The sequence below is a fragment of the Mycobacterium sp. 852002-51961_SCH5331710 genome (assembly GCF_001665535.1).
GTDB lineage: Bacteria > Actinomycetota > Actinomycetes > Mycobacteriales > Mycobacteriaceae > Mycobacterium.
In genome coordinates this window covers 118,916-139,482 of record NZ_LZSQ01000100.1, presented here as the reverse complement: position 1 = coordinate 139,482, position 20,567 = coordinate 118,916, and the positions used below count along the sequence as shown (strand labels likewise).

At 67.3% G+C, this 20,567-nt stretch carries 19 protein-coding genes and 1 tRNA gene; 10 read left to right on the top strand and 10 right to left on the bottom strand.

The window, feature by feature from the left end; translation table 11 throughout:
- Positions 1-11: 11 nt before the first annotated feature.
- Together A5752_RS17390 and A5752_RS17385 are read left to right on the top strand one after the other, a co-directional pair.
- Positions 12-1,016: an LLM class flavin-dependent oxidoreductase gene (locus A5752_RS17390; protein ID WP_067088104.1), complete on the top strand. Its 1,005-nt coding sequence runs from the start codon at positions 12-14 to the stop codon at positions 1,014-1,016.
- Complete coding sequence (locus tag A5752_RS17385) at positions 1,013-2,038, top strand: spirocyclase AveC family protein (RefSeq protein WP_156613953.1); 1,026 nt, start codon at positions 1,013-1,015, stop codon at positions 2,036-2,038. The genes A5752_RS17390 and A5752_RS17385 overlap by 4 nt, the downstream gene beginning before the upstream one ends.
- Before the next feature lie 31 nt (positions 2,039-2,069).
- Here A5752_RS17385 and A5752_RS17380 read toward each other — a convergent pair whose 3' ends face one another.
- Positions 2,070-2,372 carry an acyl-CoA synthetase gene (locus A5752_RS17380; RefSeq protein WP_067087968.1) on the bottom strand — a complete coding sequence of 101 codons (303 nt, stop codon included), beginning with the start codon at positions 2,370-2,372 and terminating at the stop codon, positions 2,070-2,072.
- A gap of 35 nt (positions 2,373-2,407) precedes the next feature.
- Between A5752_RS17380 and A5752_RS17375 the strand changes: the two genes are divergently transcribed.
- Positions 2,408-3,574, top strand: coding sequence for an amidohydrolase family protein (locus tag A5752_RS17375; protein WP_067087966.1), 1,167 nt, complete (start codon positions 2,408-2,410; stop codon positions 3,572-3,574).
- On the opposite strand, the gene A5752_RS17370 is transcribed toward A5752_RS17375, so the two are convergent.
- Both A5752_RS17370 and A5752_RS17365 read right to left on the bottom strand, forming a co-directional pair.
- Positions 3,575-4,780, bottom strand: a complete 1,206-nt coding sequence (locus A5752_RS17370) for an MFS transporter (protein WP_067087964.1) — start codon at positions 4,778-4,780, stop codon at positions 3,575-3,577.
- 23 nt (positions 4,781-4,803) lie between these two features.
- The gene (locus tag A5752_RS17365) at positions 4,804-5,244 is read right to left on the bottom strand and encodes a MarR family winged helix-turn-helix transcriptional regulator (RefSeq protein ID WP_067087962.1); all 441 of its coding nucleotides are present in this window, start codon (positions 5,242-5,244) and stop codon (positions 4,804-4,806) included.
- A 94-nt stretch (positions 5,245-5,338) separates the two neighbouring features.
- On the opposite strand from A5752_RS17365, the gene A5752_RS17360 reads away from it, so the two are divergent.
- Both A5752_RS17360 and A5752_RS17355 read left to right on the top strand, forming a co-directional pair.
- Positions 5,339-7,378 carry an ABC transporter ATP-binding protein gene (locus tag A5752_RS17360; protein WP_067087960.1) on the top strand — a complete coding sequence of 680 codons (2,040 nt, stop codon included), beginning with the start codon at positions 5,339-5,341 and terminating at the stop codon, positions 7,376-7,378.
- Complete coding sequence (locus tag A5752_RS17355) at positions 7,375-8,220, top strand: CbiQ family ECF transporter T component (protein ID WP_067087958.1); 846 nt, start codon at positions 7,375-7,377, stop codon at positions 8,218-8,220. The genes A5752_RS17360 and A5752_RS17355 overlap by 4 nt, the downstream gene beginning before the upstream one ends.
- Here A5752_RS17355 and A5752_RS17350 read toward each other — a convergent pair whose 3' ends face one another.
- The 3 genes from A5752_RS17350 to A5752_RS17340 are packed head-to-tail and all read right to left on the bottom strand — an operon-like array spanning position 8,221 to position 11,235.
- Entirely contained in the window at positions 8,221-9,543 is a 1,323-nt protein-coding gene (locus tag A5752_RS17350; RefSeq protein WP_067088100.1) for an ABC transporter substrate-binding protein, read from the bottom strand.
- On the bottom strand, positions 9,543-10,370 hold the full coding sequence (locus A5752_RS17345; RefSeq protein WP_067087956.1) for a carbohydrate ABC transporter permease: 828 nt from the start codon (positions 10,368-10,370) through the stop codon (positions 9,543-9,545). Before A5752_RS17345 ends, A5752_RS17350 begins: the two co-directional genes overlap by 1 nt.
- Positions 10,357-11,235, bottom strand: coding sequence for a carbohydrate ABC transporter permease (locus tag A5752_RS17340; protein ID WP_156613949.1), 879 nt, complete (start codon positions 11,233-11,235; stop codon positions 10,357-10,359). The genes A5752_RS17345 and A5752_RS17340 overlap by 14 nt, the downstream gene beginning before the upstream one ends.
- Before the next feature lie 38 nt (positions 11,236-11,273).
- On the opposite strand from A5752_RS17340, the gene A5752_RS17335 reads away from it, so the two are divergent.
- The 4 genes from A5752_RS17335 (at position 11,274) to A5752_RS17320 (ending at position 15,144) form a co-directional block, all read left to right on the top strand.
- The gene (locus A5752_RS17335; protein ID WP_067087951.1) at positions 11,274-12,794 is read left to right on the top strand and encodes a TldD/PmbA family protein; all 1,521 of its coding nucleotides are present in this window, start codon (positions 11,274-11,276) and stop codon (positions 12,792-12,794) included.
- Complete coding sequence (locus tag A5752_RS17330) at positions 12,791-14,164, top strand: metallopeptidase TldD-related protein (RefSeq protein WP_067087949.1); 1,374 nt, start codon at positions 12,791-12,793, stop codon at positions 14,162-14,164. The genes A5752_RS17335 and A5752_RS17330 overlap by 4 nt, the downstream gene beginning before the upstream one ends.
- A gap of 52 nt (positions 14,165-14,216) precedes the next feature.
- Positions 14,217-15,023: a carboxymuconolactone decarboxylase family protein gene (locus A5752_RS17325; protein WP_067088098.1), complete on the top strand. Its 807-nt coding sequence runs from the start codon at positions 14,217-14,219 to the stop codon at positions 15,021-15,023.
- A gap of 47 nt (positions 15,024-15,070) precedes the next feature.
- Positions 15,071-15,144: transfer RNA gene (locus tag A5752_RS17320), tRNA-Ile, on the top strand.
- A 100-nt stretch (positions 15,145-15,244) separates the two neighbouring features.
- On the opposite strand, the gene A5752_RS17315 is transcribed toward A5752_RS17320, so the two are convergent.
- Entirely contained in the window at positions 15,245-15,472 is a 228-nt protein-coding gene (locus A5752_RS17315) for a hypothetical protein (protein ID WP_156613947.1), read from the bottom strand.
- 222 nt (positions 15,473-15,694) lie between these two features.
- On the opposite strand from A5752_RS17315, the gene A5752_RS17310 reads away from it, so the two are divergent.
- Positions 15,695-16,993: a cytochrome P450 gene (locus tag A5752_RS17310; RefSeq protein ID WP_067088096.1), complete on the top strand. Its 1,299-nt coding sequence runs from the start codon at positions 15,695-15,697 to the stop codon at positions 16,991-16,993.
- 152 nt (positions 16,994-17,145) lie between these two features.
- On the opposite strand, the gene A5752_RS17305 is transcribed toward A5752_RS17310, so the two are convergent.
- The 3 genes from A5752_RS17305 to A5752_RS17295 all read right to left on the bottom strand — a co-directional run bounded on the left by A5752_RS17305 (position 17,146) and on the right by A5752_RS17295 (position 20,453).
- Positions 17,146-18,108: an AMIN-like domain-containing (lipo)protein gene (locus A5752_RS17305; RefSeq protein WP_067087940.1), complete on the bottom strand. Its 963-nt coding sequence runs from the start codon at positions 18,106-18,108 to the stop codon at positions 17,146-17,148.
- A 369-nt stretch (positions 18,109-18,477) separates the two neighbouring features.
- Positions 18,478-20,103 (bottom strand): N-acetylmuramoyl-L-alanine amidase-like domain-containing protein, encoded by a 1,626-nt coding sequence (locus A5752_RS28235; protein ID WP_067087937.1) that lies wholly within the window; start codon positions 20,101-20,103, stop codon positions 18,478-18,480.
- Between the two features lie 50 nt (positions 20,104-20,153).
- On the bottom strand, positions 20,154-20,453 hold the full coding sequence (locus A5752_RS17295; RefSeq protein ID WP_067087936.1) for a DUF732 domain-containing protein: 300 nt from the start codon (positions 20,451-20,453) through the stop codon (positions 20,154-20,156).
- Positions 20,454-20,567 lie beyond the last annotated feature (114 nt).

Below are 20,567 nucleotides of genomic sequence, written 5' to 3'. Positions count from 1 at the left end.
CGGACGTGCCGATGCAGTGGGCGATGCCGTGGCCGGGCGGTGAACTCGCGAGACAGGCCGAATCCGCTGGAGCAGCGGCATTCTGCGCGGGCGAGTTCGCCGACACCGGCGCGTATGTCACTGCGTCGGAGATGGCGCACGAAACCACCACCGCTCGCATCGGGCCGGGCATCGCATACGCGTTCGCCCGGTCGCCGTTCGTCCACGCCGCGGCCGCCCGGCACCTGGACAAGATCGCGCCCGGCCGGGTGTTCCTCGGGCTGGGCGCGGGAACGGGCCGGATGAACCGCGACTGGTTCGGGGTTGACTCCTCACATCCGGCGCCGCGGATGGCCGAGTTGGTGCGCTGCATCCGGGCGTTCCTGGAGGCGGACAACGGTGAGCGGATCGCCTTCGACGGCGACTTCTACCACATCGACGCCCGGATCCACGCGCCTGTCCTGGGACGGATCGAGGTGCCGATCCTGTTGGGTGCGTTCAATGTCCACATGCTGCGCACCGTGGGCGGTGTGGTCGACGGCGTCCTCGGACACGGGTTGTTCACCGACCGGTGGTGGACCGAAATCGTTGAGCCGAATCTGGCGCTGGGTGCGCAACGCGCCGGCCGCGACCCCGCGAGCCTGTTGCGATGGGGCTGGGTGATCACCGCGATCGACGACGAGGACCCCCAGCGCGCGATCGACGACGCCAAGCTGCAGATCGCGTTCTATCTGACCGTCAAGACCTACGACTCGCTGGTGGCCCTGCATGGCTGGCAGGACCAGGTGGCCGCGATCCGGGCGGACTTCGCCGGGGGAGACGCGCGCGCGATCGGCAGGCACGTCACCGACGACATGCTCTGGGCGATGGCGGCGTGCGGTGACGCCGAACAGGCACGCGCGATGCTCGCCGCCCGCAGCGCGCTTCCCGACCTCGGATTCCATTCCCCACCAGGTTTTCTCGTCAGCCCGCGGCGGCGCAGGCAGTACGGCACAAAGGTCATCGAGGCCTTCACGCGGACAGGAGCAGTCACGTGACCACCCACCACCACACCGACGCCCCCGAGTTCCTCCCCGAGCCCACCAAGACCTACCGCGACTCGCCCCCGATCGTCTGGCTGGCCCGGCTGGGGGCGCTCTTCGTGGTGTTCCAGCTCTACGTCTACGGACGCTGGGTCTTCTCGGGCAAGTTCGCGCCGGCGCCCACCGGGCCCGACCCGATCCCCGCGTCGAGCATCGCCTGGATCCGGTTCTGGGAAATCGGATGCATGATCGGCGGCGTGGTCTTCCTGATCTGGATGATCCGAAAGACCCGGCGCGACAGGCAACTTCCACCCGTCGGCATCTTCGTGGTGGCCTGGCTGCTCGCCGCCTGGCAGGACCCCGGGGTGAACGCCGTGCGGCCCGTGTTCGGGTACAACGCGGGATTCTTCAACATGGGCACGTGGGGTGAATTCATCCCCGGATGGGTGGACAAGGGCGCCGAGAACCCGCAGCCGATCATCTACTTTCTCGCCAGCTACATCCTGCTGACACCGCTGGCCATCATGGGCATCGATCAGGTGATCGCCCGGATGCGAAAAGTGCGGCCGCGCATCAACACCGCGGGAGTGCTGGCGGCGATGCTGGTGCTGTTCATCGTGCTCGACATCGTGTTGGAGCAGTATTTCCACCGCATCGGATTGTGGACCTACCTGCGCGTGGACGACACCTGGTCGATCTTCAAAGGCACCATGTACCAGTTCCCGTTGTACGAAGGGATCGTCTTCGGCGGCCTGGTCAGCGTCTCGTCCATCGCCATCTACTGTCTGCGCGACCGCAACGGCCGGATGATCTCCGACATCGGCATCGACCAGCTGAAGAACAAGCGCACGGTCACCGGGGTGCGAATCCTGGCGCTCACAGCGGTGTTCAACCTGATCATGCTGGTGTTCAACCTGGGCTTCAACCTGGTCAACCAGCACGCCGAGGTGCAGCCACCGGCCGTCGACGTGCCCAGCTACATCCATCACGGGATGTGTGGTGTGGGACCGAATCCACCCTGCCCACCGCGGCCATGAGAACGGTGACAACAGTGCACGCGACGAACGGCTACTCGGGCAGATTGCGTTTCGCGGTGCCCGAATACCCGAAGAACTTCTCGAAGTTCGCGTCGTTGATGCCTCCGGCGCTGTTGCGCTTGGCGGCGGACTCGAGCGCGGCCAGGCGGGCGCGGGCCTGTTCGAGGGCGGCGGCGTCGCCGCTGGACTCCGATTGCTCGACAGCGGTTCGGGCGGAGGCGATTTCGATGCGGAGCCGTTCCCCGACCTCGCCGAACGTGAGCAGATCGTGGTCGTCCTCGTCGACCCGCTTGCGCGTCGTGTCGGGACCCCCAGACGATTCCGCATCTTCCATGCAGCCCACGTTACCGAGAGCTTAGGAGGCACACCATGCCATTGCAGGACAACCATCAGATCGTCTCGGTCGACGACCACCTGATCGAACATCCGCGCGTCTGGCAGGACCGGCTGCCGGCGAGGTTTCACGAGAACGGCCCGCGCATCGTGGAAATCGAAGGCCGGCATCTGTGGAGTTACGACGGGCAGATCCTGCCGACAATCGGCCTCAACGCGGTCGCGGGCAAGCCGCCTGAGGAGTGGGGGATGGATCCCGTCCGCTACGAGGACATGATCCCGGGCTGTTACGACCCGGTGGCCCGCATCGCGGACATGGACCTCGACGGCGTGCATGCCGCACTGTGCTTTCCGTCGTTCCCGGGATTCGGCGGCAGCACGTTCTTCCGCGGCCAGGACAAGGAACTCGCGCTGCTGTGCGTCAAGGCGTGGAACGACTTCTACATCGACGAGTGGTGCGCCACCGCCCCGGAGCGCTACATCCCGCTGGCGATCCTGCCGGTGTGGGACATCGACGAAACCGTCGCCGAGGCCGAACGCGTCGCCGAAAAGGGTGCGCGCACCGTGTCATTCCCCGACAGTCCCGTGCCGATGGGCCTGCCCTCGTTCCACTCCGACCACTGGGACGGACTGTGGCAGGTGTGCTCCGACGCGAAAATGCCGGTGTCGCTGCACTTCGGCTCCGGCTCGTTCGTTCCGGGATTTTCGTATTCGGCGCTGGCCAACTCGCCGGCGCCGGCCCTACCGGACGCGCCGTTCGCGGTGGCGATCACGCTGTTCTCGACGAACCTGATGTGGACCACCGTCGATCTGCTGTTCTCAGGCAAGCTGCAGAAGTTCCCGGATCTGCAGTTCTCGCTGTCCGAGGGCGGAATCGGATGGGTGCCGTACATCCTGGAACGCGCCGACTACGTGTGGGAGCGGCACCGGTACTACCAGCCGATCGACTTCGACTCGCGTCCTTCGGATCTGTTCCGATCGCACTTCTACGGCTGCTTTATCGATGACGAGCACGGCCTGGAGAACCGGTACACGATCGGCGTCGACCGCATCACGCTCGAAATCGACTTCCCGCACTCGGATTCGAACTGGCCGAACTCGCGCAAGCGGGCCGCGGAGGTGTTGGCCGGCGTTCCGGACGGGGAGTGTGCGCTGATTGTCGAGGAGAACGCCCGCCGCATGCTGCGGTTCCCGCGCAGTTGATCAGCTGTCGCCGACGGTCACCGCGGTCGCCTCGCTGAGCGCGTCGAGTTCTCGCTCCTCGACGTCGATGCCCGCGAGGTGCGAGCGGGTGAGCGCGAGCACGCCCGCGCCGAGCAGTACGGCGCCTGCGCCGACCCAATACGGCATGTGGACGTTGACCTGCTCGCCGAGCACGCCCGCCAGCCACGGCGCCAGCGCGGCGCCGGAGAACCGCACGAAGCTGTAGGCCGCCGAGGCGACGCCGCGCTCGACCGGCGCGGCCTTCATCACGGTCTCGGTGATCAGCGTGTTGTTGATGCCGATGAACAACCCCGCGACCACCACGCACGTCGCGAGCACGGCCTTGTTGTTGGTCTCGACGGCCATCACCAGCAGCGTCGCCGTCATCGCCAACAGGTTGACCAGCAGCACGGGCACGGTGCCGAACCGGTGCTGAAGCCGCGGCGCCACCACCACCGACGTGAAGGCCAGCGCGACGCCCCAGCCGAAGAAGATCAGGCCGATCTGATAAGCGCTCATGTCGAGCGGGAACGGCGTGAACGCCAGCAGGGTGAAGAAGCCGAAGTTGTACAGCAGCGCGGTGATCGCCACGCCCAGCAGGCCGCGATGACGCAGCGCGCGGAAGGGATCGGCCAGCGTTGTCGCGCGTTCGGCGCGCGGCGTCGACGGCAGCAGGAAGGCCGTGACCACCACCGCGAACGCCATCAGCGCCGACACCCCGAAGAACGGTCCGCGCCACGAGATCGACCCCAGCAGACCACCGACGAGCGGACCCACCGCGATGCCCAACCCCAGCGCCGCCTCGTAGAGGATGATCGCCTGGGCCACTGACCCGCGCGCCGAGCTCACGATCGTAGCAAGCGCCGTGGCGATGAACAACGCATTTCCTAGACCCCAAAGTGCGCGCCAGCCAACGATTTCCATCACGTCGGCGGACATTCCGGCCAGGCCGGCGCCGACGATGATGACGACGAGCCCCAACAGCAGCGTGCGCTTGGGGCCGATGCGGCTGGACACCACGCCGGTGATGAGCATGGCCACACCCATGACCGCCATGTAGCTGGTGAACAACAACGACACCTGGGACGGTGACGCGTCGAGCGTTTCGGCGATGGGCTTGAGGATCGGATCGACGAGGCCGATGCCCATGAACGCGACGACGCACGCGAAGGCAACGGCCCAGACAGCTTTGGGTTGACGCCACATACGGGCGAACTCTCCTTAGGTGGTTATTTGGTGATCGTGTTCGGCGACGACGCATCGTCGAGAAGCCGGCGCAAGACGCGCACCGCCTCGCCGAGCGTCTCCCGGTCGGAGGCGTCGAGCCGTTCGAGGTACGGATCGATCGCCGCACCGCGGTCCAACCGCACCTGCCGAAGGGTGTCCACCCCCTTCGGGGTGATGCGGATCAGCACGGCGCGGCCGTCCTCGGGGTCCACCGTTCGCGACACCATGCCCGCGTCCTCGAGGCGACGAACCTGCGTCGTCATTGTGGGCTGCGAGCAGTGGTCGAGCGCGGCGAGATCGGAGATGCGGGCTTCGCCCTGGTCCTCGATCGTGGACAGCAGTCGCGCCTGGGCGTATCCGAGGGGCAGACGAACCCGCTGTGTGGCCAGTCGATTGATCCGGGCGACAACGGACAGCAGATCAGCTCCGAGCGTCTGGGTCATGCCGTCCAGATTACATAGTTTTGCTATGCGTTTCAAACACCCGTCGGGCACCGCGCCGTGGGGGCCGGCCCGTCGCGGCTGGCAGAATCGTGCAATGACCGCGACCGAGGGCCGAACTCGCCATACCGGCCCTCTGCGTCCCGTCGAACTCGCGCAGGCCTCCATCATTGCGGCGCTGTGCGCGGCCACCGCGATCATCGCCGTGGTCGTTCCGTTCGCGGCGGGTCTGGCGCTGCTCGGCACGGTGCCGATGGGTCTGCTGGCCTATCGCTACCGGGTGCGCGTGCTGCTCAGCGCGACCGTCGCGGGGGGCATCATCGCCTTCCTGATCGCCGGCATGGGTGGCTTCATGACCGTCGTGAACTGCGCTTACATCGGCGGACTGACCGGCATCGTCAAACGCCGCGGCCGCGGCACCCCGACGGTGCTCTTCGCGGCGTTGGTCGCCGGGGCGGTGTTCGGCGCGGCCGTGGTGGTGGCGCTGTCCATCCTGTCTCGCCTACGCCACCTGATCTTCGAATCCGTCACGGCCAACATCAATGGCCTGGCCGCGGTGATTGCCCGCATCCCCGACATGGAGGGCGCGGCCGACCGCCTCAAGCGCGACTTCGCGACGGCACTGGACTACTGGCCGCTGCTGTTCTTCAGCGCCGGGGTGATGTCGATCACCTTCGTCAGCCTCGTTGGATGGTGGGCCTTGTCGCGGGTGATGGAGCGTCTGGCCGGCATCCCAGACGTCCACAAACTGGAGTCCTCGAAAGACGTCGGCGCCATCGCCCCGGTGCCGGCACGGCTGCGCGACGTCCGGTTCCGCTATCCGAACACCGACCACGACGCGCTTGGTCCGGTGTCGCTGCGTGTCGAACCGGGCGAGCACCTCGCCGTGACGGGCGCCAACGGGTCGGGCAAGACGACGCTGATGCTCATGCTGGCCGGCCGGGAGCCGACGGCAGGCACCATCGAACGGCCGGGCGCGGTCGGGTTGGGCCGCATCGGCGGCACCGCGGTCGTGATGCAGCACCCCGAGAGCCAGGTGCTCGGCACCCGCGTCGCCGACGATGTGGTCTGGGGGCTGCCCCCCGGTAAGGCCACCGATGTCGGCCAGTTGCTGGCCGAGGTGGGCCTCGACGGCCTGGCCGAACGCGACACCGGCGGGTTGTCCGGCGGCGAGTTGCAGCGCCTGGCGGTCGCGGCGGCGCTGGCACGTGAGCCGTCGCTGCTGATCGCCGACGAGGTCACCAGCATGGTCGACCAGGAGGGCCGCGAGGGACTGATGTCGGTGCTGACCGGGCTGACGCGGCACCATCAGATGTCGCTCGTGCACATCACGCACTACAACGACGAGGCCGACGCCGCCGATCGCACCGTCGACCTGACGGGCAACGGCGGCGCCGCCGACAACACGGACATGGTCGAATCGGCCGAGGCCCCGGTCGCGACCGTCGAACCGGGCACCGACGCGCCCCCGGTCCTGGAACTCGTCGACGTCAGCCACGAGTACGGCAGCGGAACACCGTGGGCGGCGACGGCGCTGCGCGACATCACCTTCACGGTGCACGAGGGCGATGGCCTGTTGATCCACGGCCTGAACGGGTCGGGAAAGTCGACCTTGGCCTGGATCATGGCCGGGCTCACCGAGCCGACATCCGGCGCGTGTCTGCTCGACGGGAAACCGGCATCGGAACAGGTTGGCGCGGTAGCGATCTCGTTCCAGGCGGCACGATTGCAGCTGATGCGTAGCCGCGTCGACCTCGAGATCGCCTCGGCTGCCGGGTTTTCCCCGCGTGATCGCGCCCGGGTCAACGAGGCGCTGTCGACGGTCGGCCTCGACGCGACGTTGGCCAAACGGCGCATCGATCAGCTCAGCGGCGGCCAGATGCGGCGCGTCGTCCTGGCCGGACTGCTGGCCCGCTCGCCGCGCGCCCTGATCCTCGACGAACCACTCGCGGGCCTGGACGCCACGAGCCAGCGCGGACTGCTGCGACTGCTGGTGGACCTGCGCCGTCGCGCCGGGCTCACCGTCGTCGTGATCTCCCACGACTTCGCCGGGCTGGAGGAGTTGTGCCCGCGCACACTGCATCTGGAAGGCGGCGTGCTGGTGCCCGCACCGACGGCGGCGGGAGGCCTGCCATGACGGCGCCGACGAAGCGGCGGCAACGCCGGGGCGTCGTGCTGCTGCGTCCCGTGCCCGGCAACAGCGTGGTCCACCAACTGTGGGCGGGCACGAAGCTCCTGTTGGTCGCGGCCATCGGCGTGTTGATGACGTTCTACCCGGGCTGGGTGCCGATCGGCGCCGTTGCGGTGCTGGTGCTGATCTCGGCGCGGCTGGCCAACATCCCGCGCGGCGTGCTCCCGTCGGTGCCGCCCTGGCTGTGGGTGCTGTTGTTCCTGGGCGGGTTGACGGCGACGTTCGCCGGCGGCAGCCCGATCATCTCGGTCGGCTCGGTCGACGTCGGGCTGGGCGGTCTGCTGAACTTCCTGCGCATCACCGCGTTGTCGATCGTGCTGCTCGGGCTCGGGGCGATGGTGTCGTGGACGACGAACGTCGCCGAAATCGCCCCGGCCGTCGCGAAACTGGGCCGACCGCTGCGGCTGCTGCGAATACCGGTCGACGAGTGGGCGGTCGCGTTGGCGTTGGCGCTGCGCGCGTTCCCGATGCTGATCGACGAGTTCCGTGTGCTCTACGCAGCGCGCAATCTTCGGCCGAAGCAGGTGCACACGCGACGCCGCGGACGGTGGCGCCGTTGGTGGCTGGAGGCGATCGACCTGCTGGCCGCGGCCATCACCGTCGCACTGCGGCGCGCCGACGAGATGGGTGATGCGATCACGGCGCGTGGTGGGGCCGGCCAGATCTCGGCGGCACCGTCGGGCCCCAAAGCCATCGACTGGTGGGCGTTCCTCATCGTCGCGACGCTGTGCGGGGTGGCTCTTGCGCTCGAGCTGACGGTCGCCGGGACCAGCGCCGTCACCCGTTGATCACCGCTGCGCGGCGGTGTTCGCGGCCTGCTGGGCCGCGGCGAGCGTCGACGGCACAGCGCGCCTGCCGAGGAACATCTCGTCGAAGTACGGCTTGAGCGCGTCGAATCCCGCGGCGAAACCCGCGCCGCCGGGAGCGTCGACGCGCCGGCCCTTGAGCACATCGAAGAACGGGCTCACGTCCACGCCGCGCGAACGCCAGTAATCGTGGTAGATGCGTTGCGCGTCGAGCACCGCGGGGATCGCCGCGCCGCCGGCGCCGAGGTACGCGTTGCCGCGCGCGCTGCCCATCCAGGCCAGCACCTCGCGTACCGCATCCGGGTGCGCGGTGGCCGAATTACCCGCGGCGGCAATCCCGTTGGTCACGCTGATCCGGCCCGCCGGTCCTTCGGGCAGTAGCGCGACACCCCAGCGGAACGGGGCGGCGCCCGCGACCGCCGCAAGGTTGTACGTGCCCGACTGGAACAGCGCCATCCTGCCCTGAAGGAACTGGTTGCGGGAGAAGTCGCCGTTGTCGTTGGTCGCCGACGCGGGTGGGGCGACGTGGTCGGTGTTGATCAGGCCCACCAGATAGCTGAACGCTTGGGCGGCCTGCGGGTTGTCGAACGCGAACCGGTCGCCGACAGAGAACACCCCGCCGGCCGAGCCGATGTAGTTGAGGTAGATGCCCTGCAAGTCGTTGGCGGCGTTGTAGCCCCATTGCCGGATCCGCCGGGCGTCGAAGCCCGCGGTGCCGGCGGCGCGGCCGTCGCGGTCGAGCGTCAGGTGGGCCAGCAGCGGCCGCAGCGTGTCGACGGCCGGGTCCGGCGACCACCGCAGCGCGGCCAACTCGCCCGGGTCGACGCCGGCCGCCGCCAGCAGGTCGGCGTTGTAGTACAGCGCGATGCCGGCGTCGGTCAGTTGCGGTACACCCCAGAGCTTGCCCTCGCGGGTGAACTGGTCGACCACCGACGGCTCCCACGCCCGCTGCGGCTGACCGATGTCCATCAGTCGGCCGCCGTCGGCGTATTCGGCGAAGTAGGCGTTGCTGATCCAGAAGATGTCGTCGGCGCCACCGCCCGCGACGTCGGTGCGTAAGGTGTCGAAATACGTGGAGTAGGCGACGACGTTGAGGTTCACCTCGATGCCGGGATGCTCACGACCGAACTCGGCAAACGACTTTCGGTAGGCCTCGGCGACCTGCTCGTCCCACAGCCGCACGGTCACCACGGTGTGTGCATCCGAATCGTTCGGCTGTCCGAGCAGCATGGCTGCGACGAGCAGCAGCACACCCGCCACCGCCACACCGGTCGCGAACAGTGTCGAAAACCTGGGCCGCGGAATCATTTCAGTCCCGTCACGACGATCGAACGCACGATGTGGCGCCCCAACGCGACGAACAACACCAGCAGGGGCACGATCGCCACCGTCGTCGCCGCCATCACCAGGGGCCACTGCGCGTTGTAGCGCGACTGCAGCCCCGCCGTCGCGACGGTCAGCACCTGCCACCGACTCCCGCTGGTGATCACCAGCGGCCACATGAAGCTGTTCCACTGCGAGACAACGGTGATCAGCGACAGCGTCACCAGGATCGGCCTGCTCGCCGGCAACACCACGTGCACGATCACGTCCAACGTGTTGGCGCCGTCGATGCGTGCGGCGTTGATGAGGTCGCCCGGGATGCCCCGGAAGTACTCGCGCAGCAGGAAGATCGCATACGGCGAACCGAACATGAACGGCAGCACCAAGGCCCAGAACGTGTTCCGCAGCCCGGCCTCGGCCATCATCAGATACAGCGGGACGACGGTCACGGTCGCCGGCACCATCAACGTCGCGAGGTAGACCCAGAACAGCGCGTCGCGGCCGGGGAACTGCAGACGCGCGAACGCATACGCAGCCAGCACCGAGAAGGTCAGCTGGCCGAGCAGGATCACCGCGGTCATCAGCGCGGTCACCACGACGGCCCGGCCGAAGCCGGCGTCGGTCAGGTTGGCGTAGTTCTGCAGGGTGGGCGGCAAGGGCAGCGACAGTGGCGACTCGGTGTCGAACGCGCGCGGATCCCGCAGCGAGGTCAGCAGGCCGAGGACGAACGGTGCCAACGTGATCAACGCCCCCGCCAGCAGGACGGGATAGACGACGGCGGCGGACGTGGCGCGACTAGGTGAGGTCATAGCTGATCCGCCGCCGGAAGTAGAGCTGCTGGACGATCGTCACACCGACCAGCAGCACGAACAACACCACCGCCATCACCGCGGCCCGCCCCACCGCAGCTGCGCCGAACGCCTCGGCGTAGATGCGATGCGCGACCAGGTCGGTCCGGTTCTGCGGTCCGCCACCGGTCAACGCGTACACGGTGTCGAAAACCTGAGCGGCGCTGATGATTCCGGTGACCAGGACGAAGAACAGCGTCGGCCGCAGCATCGGCAGGGTGATGTGGCGGAACCGCTGCCACGTCGTCGCCCCGTCGGTGCGGGCAGCGTTGTGGATGTCGGTGGGAATGTTGAGGATGCCCGCGAGGAAGAACAGCGTCACGTATCCGACGTCGGTCCACACGACCACCGCCGACACCACCGGCAGCGCCAGCGTCGGATCGGTGAGCCACCCGATCTGGCGGCCGAGTATCGCGCTGACCGCCCCGTCGGTGGGCGCCAGGATCCAGCGCCACAGCACCGCGATCGCCAGCGGCGCACAGATCCACGGCAGCACGTACAGCGTGCGGAAGAACCCGCTGCCCGGCAGACCGCGGGACAACAGAGCGGCGGCGGCCAATCCCAACAGGGTCTGCGTCGGCACCACCAACGCGACGAACAGCAGGGTCACGAGCAGCGACGTGCCGAAGGACGGATCGGTCAATACCGACTGCCAATTGCGCAGGCCGACAAACTCCAGCGGGCTCAGCAGGTCCCACCGGTGCAGCGACAGCCAGACCACGACGAGCATCGGCAGCACCATGAACGCGACGACTCCGAACAGGCTCGGGGCCAGGAGCGCGTACGCGGTCGCGGCGGTGCGGCGGCGCTGTGCCATCCGAGTCATTAAAGCGGGCCGGCGGCGCCACCACTACGGTTGGGGACGTGACAGCCACCCGTCGAGTCGACGCCGACTTCCTGGACCTGCCGCGCCACCAGCTGGCCGATGCGGCGACTTCGGCGGCCGTGGCCGCGGGCGCCAGCTACGCCGACCTTCGCATCCACGCGGTCACCTCCGAGTACGTGCAACTGCGTGACGGTGAACTGCAGACCGCGGTCGTCGACCGCGAGATCGGCCTGGCGGTCCGCGTGATCGTCGACGGAACGTGGGGCTTCGCCTCCCACGCCGAGCTCAGTGCCGATGTCGCCGCCGAGACCGCACGCCGCGCCGTGCGGGTGGCCAGGACGTTGGCGGCGCTGAACGCCGAACGCATCGAGCTGGCGCCCGAACCCGTGTACACCGACGCCACTTGGGTTTCGGACTATGCGATCGACCCGTTCACGGTCGGCACACCCGACAAGCTCGCGGTTCTCGGCGAGTACTCGGGTCGGCTGTTGGCGGCCGACGGCGTCGATCACGTCTCGGCGGGTCTGCAGACCGCCAAGGAGCAGACGTTTTACGCCGACACGTTCGGTTCGACGATCACCCAGCAGCGGGTGCGGGTGCAGCCGTCGCTCGAGGCGGTCGCCGTCGACGCCGCCGCGGGGTCGTTCGAGACGATGCGGACACTGGCCCCGCCGACCGCGCGGGGGTGGGAGTATGTCGCCGACGACGGTGTGTGGAACTGGACCGAGGAACTCGCGATGCTGCCGACGTGGCTGGCCGAGAAGGGCAAGGCGCCCAGCGTGACTGCTGGGCCAACGGACCTCGTCATCGACCCGTCGAACCTGTGGCTGACCATTCACGAGTCGATCGGCCACGCCACCGAATACGACCGGGCCATCGGCTACGAGGCCGCCTACGCGGGCACGTCGTTCGCCACGCCCGACAAGCTCGGCACCATGCGCTACGGGTCGCCAGTCATGAACGTGACCGCTGATCGGACGGTCGAATACGGCTTGGCGAGCGTCGGTTTCGACGACGAGGGGGTGCAGGCGCAGAAGTGGGACCTGGTGCGCGACGGCATCTTCGTCGGCTATCAGCTGGACCGGGTGTTCGCGCCGCGGCTCGGGGTGGAGCGCTCCAACGGCTGCGCCTACGCCGATTCGCCGCACCACGTGCCGATCCAGCGGATGGCCAACGTGTCGCTGCGGCCCAGCGCCGACGACGTGAGCACCGAGGATCTGATCGCCCGCGTGGACGACGGCATTTACATCGTCGGTGACAAGAGTTGGTCGATCGACATGCAGCGCTACAACTTCCAGTTCACGGGCCAGCGCTTCTTTCGGATCCGCAACGGCCGGCTCGACGGCCAGGTGCGCGACGTGGCGTATCAGGCGACGACGACGGACTTCTGGCGGTCGCTGGAGGCCGTCGGTGGGCCGTCGACGTGGCGGCTCGGCGGGGCGTTCAACTGTGGCAAGGCGCAGCCGGGGCAGGTGGCGGCGGTGAGCCATGGGTGCCCGTCGGCGTTGTTCCGCGGAATCAACGTGCTGAACACGCGCGAAGAGGCGGGGCGGTCATGATCGGCGCGCAGCAGGTCGTGGAGATTGCGCTCGCCGAGGCGGCCCGGCGGGGAGGGGCCGACGAGACGATCGTGTTGGTGACCGATCGCGCCGACGCGTCGTTGCGGTGGGCGGGCAACTCGATGACCACCAACGGGGAGTCGAGAACGCGCTACACAACGGTGATCTCGGTGGTGCGCAAGGGCAGCGAATCGCATGTCGGATCGGTGCGGTCCAGCGAGGTGGACCCATCGACGATCGCGGGACTTGTAGCGGCGTCGCAGGAGGCCGCGCGGTCGGCGCCCGAGGCACGCGACAGCGCGCCGCTGCTGGCAGGCGGTGAGGCCCCGCGGGACTGGGATGCCCCAGTGCCGAGCACCGGAGCGGAGGTGTTCCTGCCTGTGGCCGACGGTCTCGCCCAGGGGTTCCGCGGTGGCGACCGGTTGTACGGGTATGCGCGGCACATCCTGGAGACGACGTTCGTGGCGACCTCGGGCGGGCTGCGGCGGCGGTTCACGCAGCCGACGGGTTCGGTCGAGATCAACGGGAAGCGGGACGGCGCGAGTGCGTGGGTGGGTGTAAGCACCGCCGACTTCGCCGATGTGCCAATCGATTCCATGCTCGGCGAGTTGTCGACACGGCTCGGGTGGGCCCGCAAGACGGTGGAGTTGCCGGCCGGGCGCTACGAGACGATTCTGCCGCCGTCGGCGGTGGCCGATCTGATGATCTTCCTGACGTGGTCGATGGATGGCCGGGGCGCGCAGGAGGGACGCACGGCGTTCTCGGCGCCGGGCGGCGGCACGCGGGTGGGGGAGCGGCTCACGGATCTACCGCTGACGCTGTATTCCGATCCGTATGCCGAGGGACTGGCGTGTACGCCGTTCGTCGCGACATCGACGTCGTCGGAACGGATTTCGGTCTTCGACAACGGGATGGACATCGACCGGGTCGACTGGATCCACGACGGCGCGATCCACTCCCTGGCGTATTCGCGTGCCGCGGCAGCGGAGTTCGACGCGACTCCGGCGGTGCCTGCCGACAACCTGTTGATGACCGGCGGGGAAGCGCCGCTGGCGGACATGATCGCCGGCACCGAGCGGGGGCTGCTGTTGAGCACGCTGTGGTACATCCGCGCGGTCGACCCGACGGTGCTGTTGCTGACCGGGCTGACGCGCGACGGCGTGTACCTGATCGAAGACGGCGAGGTGACGGCGGCCGTCAACAATTTCCGGTTCAACGAGAGCCCGCTGGACCTGCTGCGGCGGACGACGGAGGCGGGCGTCAGCGAGGTGACGTTGCCGCGCGAGTGGGGGGATTGGGCGACGCGCGCGGCGATGCCGTCGCTGCGGATTCCCGACTTCCATATGTCGTCGGTGAGTAAAGCGCAATAATCGATGCGTGGGCGCTGATGAGCTAGCCGATCGGATCGCGGGTTTGGTGGCGATGTCGTCGGGTGACAGCCAACGGGACACGCTGATCCGGTTGACGTGCGGCAGGGCGTTGTCGTTGCCGCCGCTCGCGGTGGAGGTCGACCTGGTCGACGAATCCACCGAAGGGGACCGGGTGGTGGCGGCGTTCGCCGAGCAGTTTGCGACCGACGTCTCGGGGATCGGCGAGAACCAGCGTAAGCGGCTGTTCGAGACATTGTGCGACAACGCGTTTCGGACCGTCGTGGCGATTTTCATCGCCGACTTCATACCGCGGTTGTGGGCCGGGTGTGAGGCGCTGGGCCTGGGCAGGCCGGGCTACACGAAGGTGGTCGAGTGGGATCACGAGTCCGATCCGGTCGGCGCGCTGCTGAACGGCTTCGCGCCGGCGGTGGCGCGGTTGCGGGGGCTGGATCCGGTGACGACGGAGATCGTGCGGTTGCGGGGCGCGACGCAGCACAACTGCCGGCTGTGCAAGTCGTTGCGCGACGGTGACGCGCTGGACTCGGGCGGGTCGGAGGAGATGTACACCCAGATCGAGCGGTACGACTCGGCGGAGGGCCTGACCGACGCGCAGAAGGCGGCGCTGCGGTACGTCGACGCGCTGATCTGGTCGCCGGCGAATATCGATGCGGAGGTGGCGGCCGGCGTGCGACGCCATTTCTCGGAGAAACAGGCGTTCGAGCTGACGCTGGACGTCATGCGCAATGCGTGCAACAAAATCGCGGTGTCGCTGGGGGCCGACGCGCCGCGGGTGGCGTCGGGCACGGAGCGGTACTCGATCGGCGACGACGGGCAACCGGTGTACGCCGATATCGCCTGACCACCGGTTTCGAGCGATGTGGGAACATGGTGCCGCGCATCGCGCCGGGGGCGGTAGCTCAGTCGGTTAGAGCCGCGGACTCATAATCCGTTGGTCGCGGGTTCGAGCCCCGCCCGCCCCACTTCAGGTAAAGGGCACTTTCCATGGTCACGAACTCGGTCGCGGGTTCCGCACCTGGCATACAGCCACCGATGACCCGCCTGTCGCCGCTACGGTAGGGGTCAATTGCGGACCATGCCAGTACGTCGCGGCTTCCGGGAACGGATGTATACGACTGTCAGATACGTCGAGTAGGCGATGGACAACAGCGGCATGACCTTCCGCAGTGGGCGGATCATCATGGTGAGACCGATAGTGGTTTCGACCGCACCGTTGATGAGGACGTGGCGCCGAGCGTCGTGGTCGAAGCCCAGTGTTTTGTTCAGCGGTTCGAACAGCGATGGTTTCACGAAATGAGCGACACCGATCGTGGTGACCAGCCCTCCGCGATAAAGGCGCAGGCGGGAACGGTCGTGTTGCTCCGCTGTCATCGTGTATTGGAATCTCTCCGACGAGTGGTTTTCGTGCGGGCCAGTGTTTCACAGGCATACGAACGAATGATCCCGTCAGTTCTGCGCTAGGGGTAGCGTTACGCCGGGTGCGTCAGACGTAAACCACAGGAGTGCATGCCGATGGACGTGCGGGGAGCTGTTCAAGGCGTCGTCGAAACCGTCAAGCCGTTCGCGAAGGCGGCGCATCTGAATCTGTCCGCCGCCGTGCGGACGCGTCGTCGCGGATACCGCGGCTGGACGGGTGCAGTCAACACCGACTACGACCCCCTCGACCGCGCAACTGCAGCGCAACCCTTTGATGCTTACCGGGCGCTTCATCGCAGTGGTCGCGTGCACTACAGCCCGAAGCGGGCGACGTGGATTTTGAGTCGTCTTGAAGACGTGCGGGCTGCGCTACGCGATACGGATACGGTCACCAGTGCAGAGGGGGTGACCCGTCTCAAGTTCACCGCGCCGCTGGCCGTACTGACCGATGGTGCAGAGCACGCTCGGCTGCGCAGGCAGGTGCAGCCCGGGTTCAGCAAAGGCGCCATGGACAGCTGGCAGGGCATGGTCGACAAGCTGGCCACCGAACTGGTCTCAGAAGTTCTCTACGAGCCAGGTTGTGATGTGGTGCAGCAGTTGGCAATACCGATGCCGATCCGAATGATCGCGCAGATTCTCGGTATACCCGAGTGCGACGTCGGCGATTTTCGTCGCTGGTCCGAGGACGGCGTACGCATCATGGATTTCTCCCCGACCCCACAGGGGATTGTCGACGCGGCAAAGTCCATCGCGTCCATGGCGGCGTTACGTCGCTATTTTTTACAGCAGTTCGCCACGGGCAGCCTCAAAGGTTCCGGCACGGTATTGGGTCGGCTACTCGCACACAACACCGGTGGCGGCCTCACCGACGAACAGCTGTTCTTGATCGCCATCCACCTCTTGATTGCAGGCAATGAAACGACCACCAACCTGTTGGGGGGAATGTTCGACACGTTCGCGCGCAACCCCGACCAGTACGACATGGTCCGCGCAAACCCAGACCTCATACCGATGGCAGTTGAGGAGATGCTACGGATCACCACGCCGATTCAGAACCTATACCGCTACACCCGCGCCGACTACGTCGTCGGAGGCGTGACCATACCCACCGGATCGCGGCTGCTGCTGTCATTCGGAGCGGCAAATCGCGACCCTCTCGCATTCGAGGAGCCCGACGAATATCACGCTGACCGAAATCCAAAGATGCATGTGGCGTTTGGATACGGCGCGCACATGTGTCTTGGTGCACCGCTGGCGAGGATGGAAGCGCATGCGGTTCTGCGCGAGTTGGTGAGCCGGGTTTCCCGCATATCGGCAGTAGGCGAGACGACCTGGTCGACTAGCTCCTCTCTGCGCGGACCGACGCATCTTCCGATCCAGTTGACCCCCGTGTGACGGATCGTTTCGTCGGTCTCACGTGCGCGAACTCCCGGGCGGGCTCACCGCGGAAGAGAAGGTCGGTCTGACCCAACCGCTTGTCCGCGCGGGCGTCTTACGCCTGGCGCCCTAAGGGACTCAGTCTGACACTTCGCGGCGGTGCGAGAGTGTCAGTGTTCGACGTCGACCACCAGGCGCGGTGGATCAGCAAGGACATCGACGCCGAATGGCGCCTCTCCCCGCATTCCGGCGACCCACGTCAGCACGGCCTCGAAGTCGCCCGCCGCCTTGAGCTCCGTAACGGTCGCGGTGTCACCGGACACGGTGTCCGGACCGAAGTAGGTGCGCTTACCGCCGACCCATCCGGTAGCCGTCGCCGGCCTGAGGCTGATCTGCAACAACTTGGTTGCGCCGGGCAGCGTGATCTCCTCGCCGGACGCATCCATGTGCGCAGGCAGCGATCGATATCCGACTGTGTATCCGGGCACCCGGTCGGTGAACTCGAAGACCAGTCGATCCGAAAACTCGCGGCGGGCGATCCTCACCGCGCTGAGATGCGCCATCGCGCCCGGCCTTTCCTCCTTCACATCCGACCACCCCGGTGCGGAAGGGGGTACTGCCGTTGGGCTGGACGTGGGTGCGGGCGCCTGGTTTCTGCATCTGCCGGTCGCCCGCCGGTAGGCGATGATCTCATCGACCGGCTTGGTCAGGTCGAACGCGAAGTAGCCATCCGGCGCCACCAACCATTTCCCGCCCTCGTAAACGACGGTGATTTGGACTGGGTCTCCATGCGATTTGGCACGAACGATGGCCCGAACATCGCCATCCATCCGCGCGCCGGCCATCGTGAGCGGGACATCGCCCGCGCCCGTGCCACATTCTCGGCTGAGGATGACGTAATCGGCCTGGCTGATCCCGTTTTGAACCTGGGCACTCATCATGAGCCAGGCGCCGTCGAAGTCGCCCGCCGCTTGACGGTCGGCCCACTCCTGCGCGGCCGCGGTCGCCGCCTCGAGTGTTCGGGGCTCGTGCCCGGCCAACAGCGACGGCCAGGTCGACGGGTCCGGCAGCTTCGTCCCGCATCCGGTGAGGACCGTCGCCAGTAGGACGATCAGGATCGCGTAGCGACGCATCTGAGGAGGCTAGCCGCGACGCGCCCTAGGTATGTCAGGAGTCGCAGCCGATACCGTCGCCGTCCCTGTCCAGCTCATAGATGTCTTGTCCCACGACTCGCACGGGGCCGTCGACGTAAGCCGGGCCATTACCGCTCCCGCCGGCACAGTCGACATCTCGAGCAACCGGAACGCAGGCACCCGAGTAGTTCGGGTCGCAGGACGAACCTTGCTGCTGGGGTGCTGGTCTCGCGTTCGCGGGTGCGGCGACAGCGAGTCCAACAGCAAAACTAATCATCATCACCGTCAATTTCCGCATGGAGCCATATGGTAGCGACGGAAAACCTCTGCGCAAGGGTTCCCGCCGTCCCGCGGCGTCCCTGTTCGCCCCTACCGAACCGGCCGCAGCACGACCGCCCCGGGTACGGTCCGCAGGTAGTCGGACAACGGGGTGTCGAGGACCTTGTTGTCGCCCGGCAGCGACGACGCGTTGCGCACCACCGGACCACCCGGTGTGTCGACGAAGATGCCGACGTGCGTGACGTCGAGGCCGCCGTCGTCGGCGTACGCCCCGATATAGTCGCCGGTGCGCAGTCGGCTCACGACGTCACCGCCGAACTGGTCGCTCGGAATGTGGGACACCGTCCGGGGAACGACGGGCAAGCCCGGCAGGTACACACCGCCCGAGTCCTTCTGGTTCAGATTCTTCTGCACCCGAACGACATTCGGGCTCAGGTCCGCGGTCACGTCGTTCGCGACCGCGGGGGTGTCGGCGGCCCAGTCGGTGAAGAAGTGCTTCCGATTCTGGAAGTTCACCACTCCGTCCTTGTAGCGCACCTCCTTCAGCGCGGTGATGAACTCGTCACGGTTGCCCGCCCGCTTCAACGCCTCGACGTAATCCGCGAACGTGAAACAGTCGACCCGAGTCAATTCGACCACGAGCTGTTCCGGCTCGCTCACCGACCCGATCAGAGTGTTTGCGCCGTAAGGAGTTCCGAGAAAGTTCGCGCCGAACCGGTCGTGACCGGCCGCCAACATGCGCTCGAGGATCTGCTCACTCTGCTCGGAGATCTGGACATCCGGAGCCGGCTTGTCGTTGGACGCAAGGTAATTCACGACCGGGATCGGGGTCTCCTCGGTGTATCCGACCGGCAGCAGAACGTCCCCGGCCGTCGTCATGTAGTAGACGTCCCACCGGTGGTATGCGTCGAAGCCGGCGGGATCGGCGGCCATCACCGCCGCGTAGTCGTGGATCGCCCGCACGTAATTGTTCGAGTTGTTGTACCGGTACAGCGCGTAGTCGGGGTCGCGCGTAAACCCGTTGGCGGACAGGTACCGTCCCGCCGCCATGACGCTGTCGCGGGGTGAGTGAATGTCGCCGCCCGCGCCGTAAGCGGCGAACGTCGACGGCATGAACTGCATCGGCCCCTGCGCACCCGCGGTGCTCACCCCGGCCACGCGGCCGAAGGCGGTCTCGACGAGGTTGATCGCCGCCAGGTAGTTCCACGGCACGCCGAACTCGGATTCCGCCTGGCGGTAGTACTCCATCAGTTCGTTCGCCGGAGTGGGCGCGACGATCCGCCACGCGGGCAGCGTGTCTTTCGGTCGGCTCATCACACCGAGCTCTCGCCGCGCGTGCACGTTGTGGTCGTAGGCCGTCACGAGCTCCGGCGGGATCCGCGGACGCACGATCGCGTCCCACTCGACATGTCGTCCGATGGCGCGGTACGCCGCCTGCTGCCGCTGCGCCGCCGCGTTCTTCAGCGCCTCACTCGACGACGGGTCCCGCAGCGCGCGTTCGTCGGCGACGAGATCCTCGGCGATGCGCACCGGATCGGATGCCAACTCACGCCGCGGTGCGTCGGCTGCTGGTGTCGGCGACGGGGGAGCCGGCGCCGCCGTCGTCGACGGGGACGCCTCCGGATTGTCCGAGCTCGAGCAGCCCACCGGCGCGAACAAGATCACCGCGGTGCCTGCGGCGGCAATGATCCTGGCGGCGTCGAGACGGGCGTTCATTGCCGTCGGAGTCTAGCGCCGCCGAGCGCGCGTCAACCCCGCCAGCGGATTTACGTGCTCGTGGGCTCCGGACACAGGTACAGCCGCGCACCCGCCACGATGAAGTTCGACAACGTCTCGTCCTTGGTCGCGATGTCCAGCTTCTCGGCCACGGAGGTCGAATCGGCACCGCGCGCGAACTGCGTGCACGCGTCGCGGGCAAGGGTGGTCAGTGTCGTGCAGTCGCCCGTATAACCGACAGAGGTGATGCTGCGGCAGAGGTCGTCCTCGGGCGAAGCGGCAGCCTGGGGCGCGGCCATCAGCAGGCCGACCGCTGCAATCGAAAGCGCAGTGAGCGCACGCGTAGTCATGTCACGTCCTTCCTAGCGCCCGTCTACCCGTTCTGGCCCGGGGCACGCAGGATCGGATGCATATCGAGACTACGGCGTTACCGAGGCCGGGATTGCCGTATCGCGCCGCGGACG

Coding starts and splice junctions, on each gene's coding strand:
- A5752_RS17345 (WP_067087956.1), bottom strand. CDS start 10,370: ATGACCTCACCTAGTCGCGCCACGTCCGCCGCCGTCGTCTATCCCGTC.
- A5752_RS17330 (WP_067087949.1), top strand. CDS start 12,791: ATGATCGGCGCGCAGCAGGTCGTGGAGATTGCGCTCGCCGAGGCGGCC.
- A5752_RS17375 (WP_067087966.1), top strand. CDS start 2,408: ATGCCATTGCAGGACAACCATCAGATCGTCTCGGTCGACGACCACCTG.
- A5752_RS17365 (WP_067087962.1), bottom strand. CDS start 5,244: ATGACCCAGACGCTCGGAGCTGATCTGCTGTCCGTTGTCGCCCGGATC.
- A5752_RS28235 (WP_067087937.1), bottom strand. CDS start 20,103: ATGAACGCCCGTCTCGACGCCGCCAGGATCATTGCCGCCGCAGGCACC.
- A5752_RS17355 (WP_067087958.1), top strand. CDS start 7,375: ATGACGGCGCCGACGAAGCGGCGGCAACGCCGGGGCGTCGTGCTGCTG.
- A5752_RS17380 (WP_067087968.1), bottom strand. CDS start 2,372: ATGGAAGATGCGGAATCGTCTGGGGGTCCCGACACGACGCGCAAGCGG.
- A5752_RS17295 (WP_067087936.1), bottom strand. CDS start 20,453: ATGACTACGCGTGCGCTCACTGCGCTTTCGATTGCAGCGGTCGGCCTG.
- A5752_RS17370 (WP_067087964.1), bottom strand. CDS start 4,780: ATGTGGCGTCAACCCAAAGCTGTCTGGGCCGTTGCCTTCGCGTGCGTC.
- A5752_RS17360 (WP_067087960.1), top strand. CDS start 5,339: ATGACCGCGACCGAGGGCCGAACTCGCCATACCGGCCCTCTGCGTCCC.
- A5752_RS17390 (WP_067088104.1), top strand. CDS start 12: ATGCAGTGGGCGATGCCGTGGCCGGGCGGTGAACTCGCGAGACAGGCC.
- A5752_RS17305 (WP_067087940.1), bottom strand. CDS start 18,108: ATGCGTCGCTACGCGATCCTGATCGTCCTACTGGCGACGGTCCTCACC.
- A5752_RS17310 (WP_067088096.1), top strand. CDS start 15,695: ATGGACGTGCGGGGAGCTGTTCAAGGCGTCGTCGAAACCGTCAAGCCG.
- A5752_RS17340 (WP_156613949.1), bottom strand. CDS start 11,235: ATGACTCGGATGGCACAGCGCCGCCGCACCGCCGCGACCGCGTACGCG.
- A5752_RS17325 (WP_067088098.1), top strand. CDS start 14,217: ATGTCGTCGGGTGACAGCCAACGGGACACGCTGATCCGGTTGACGTGC.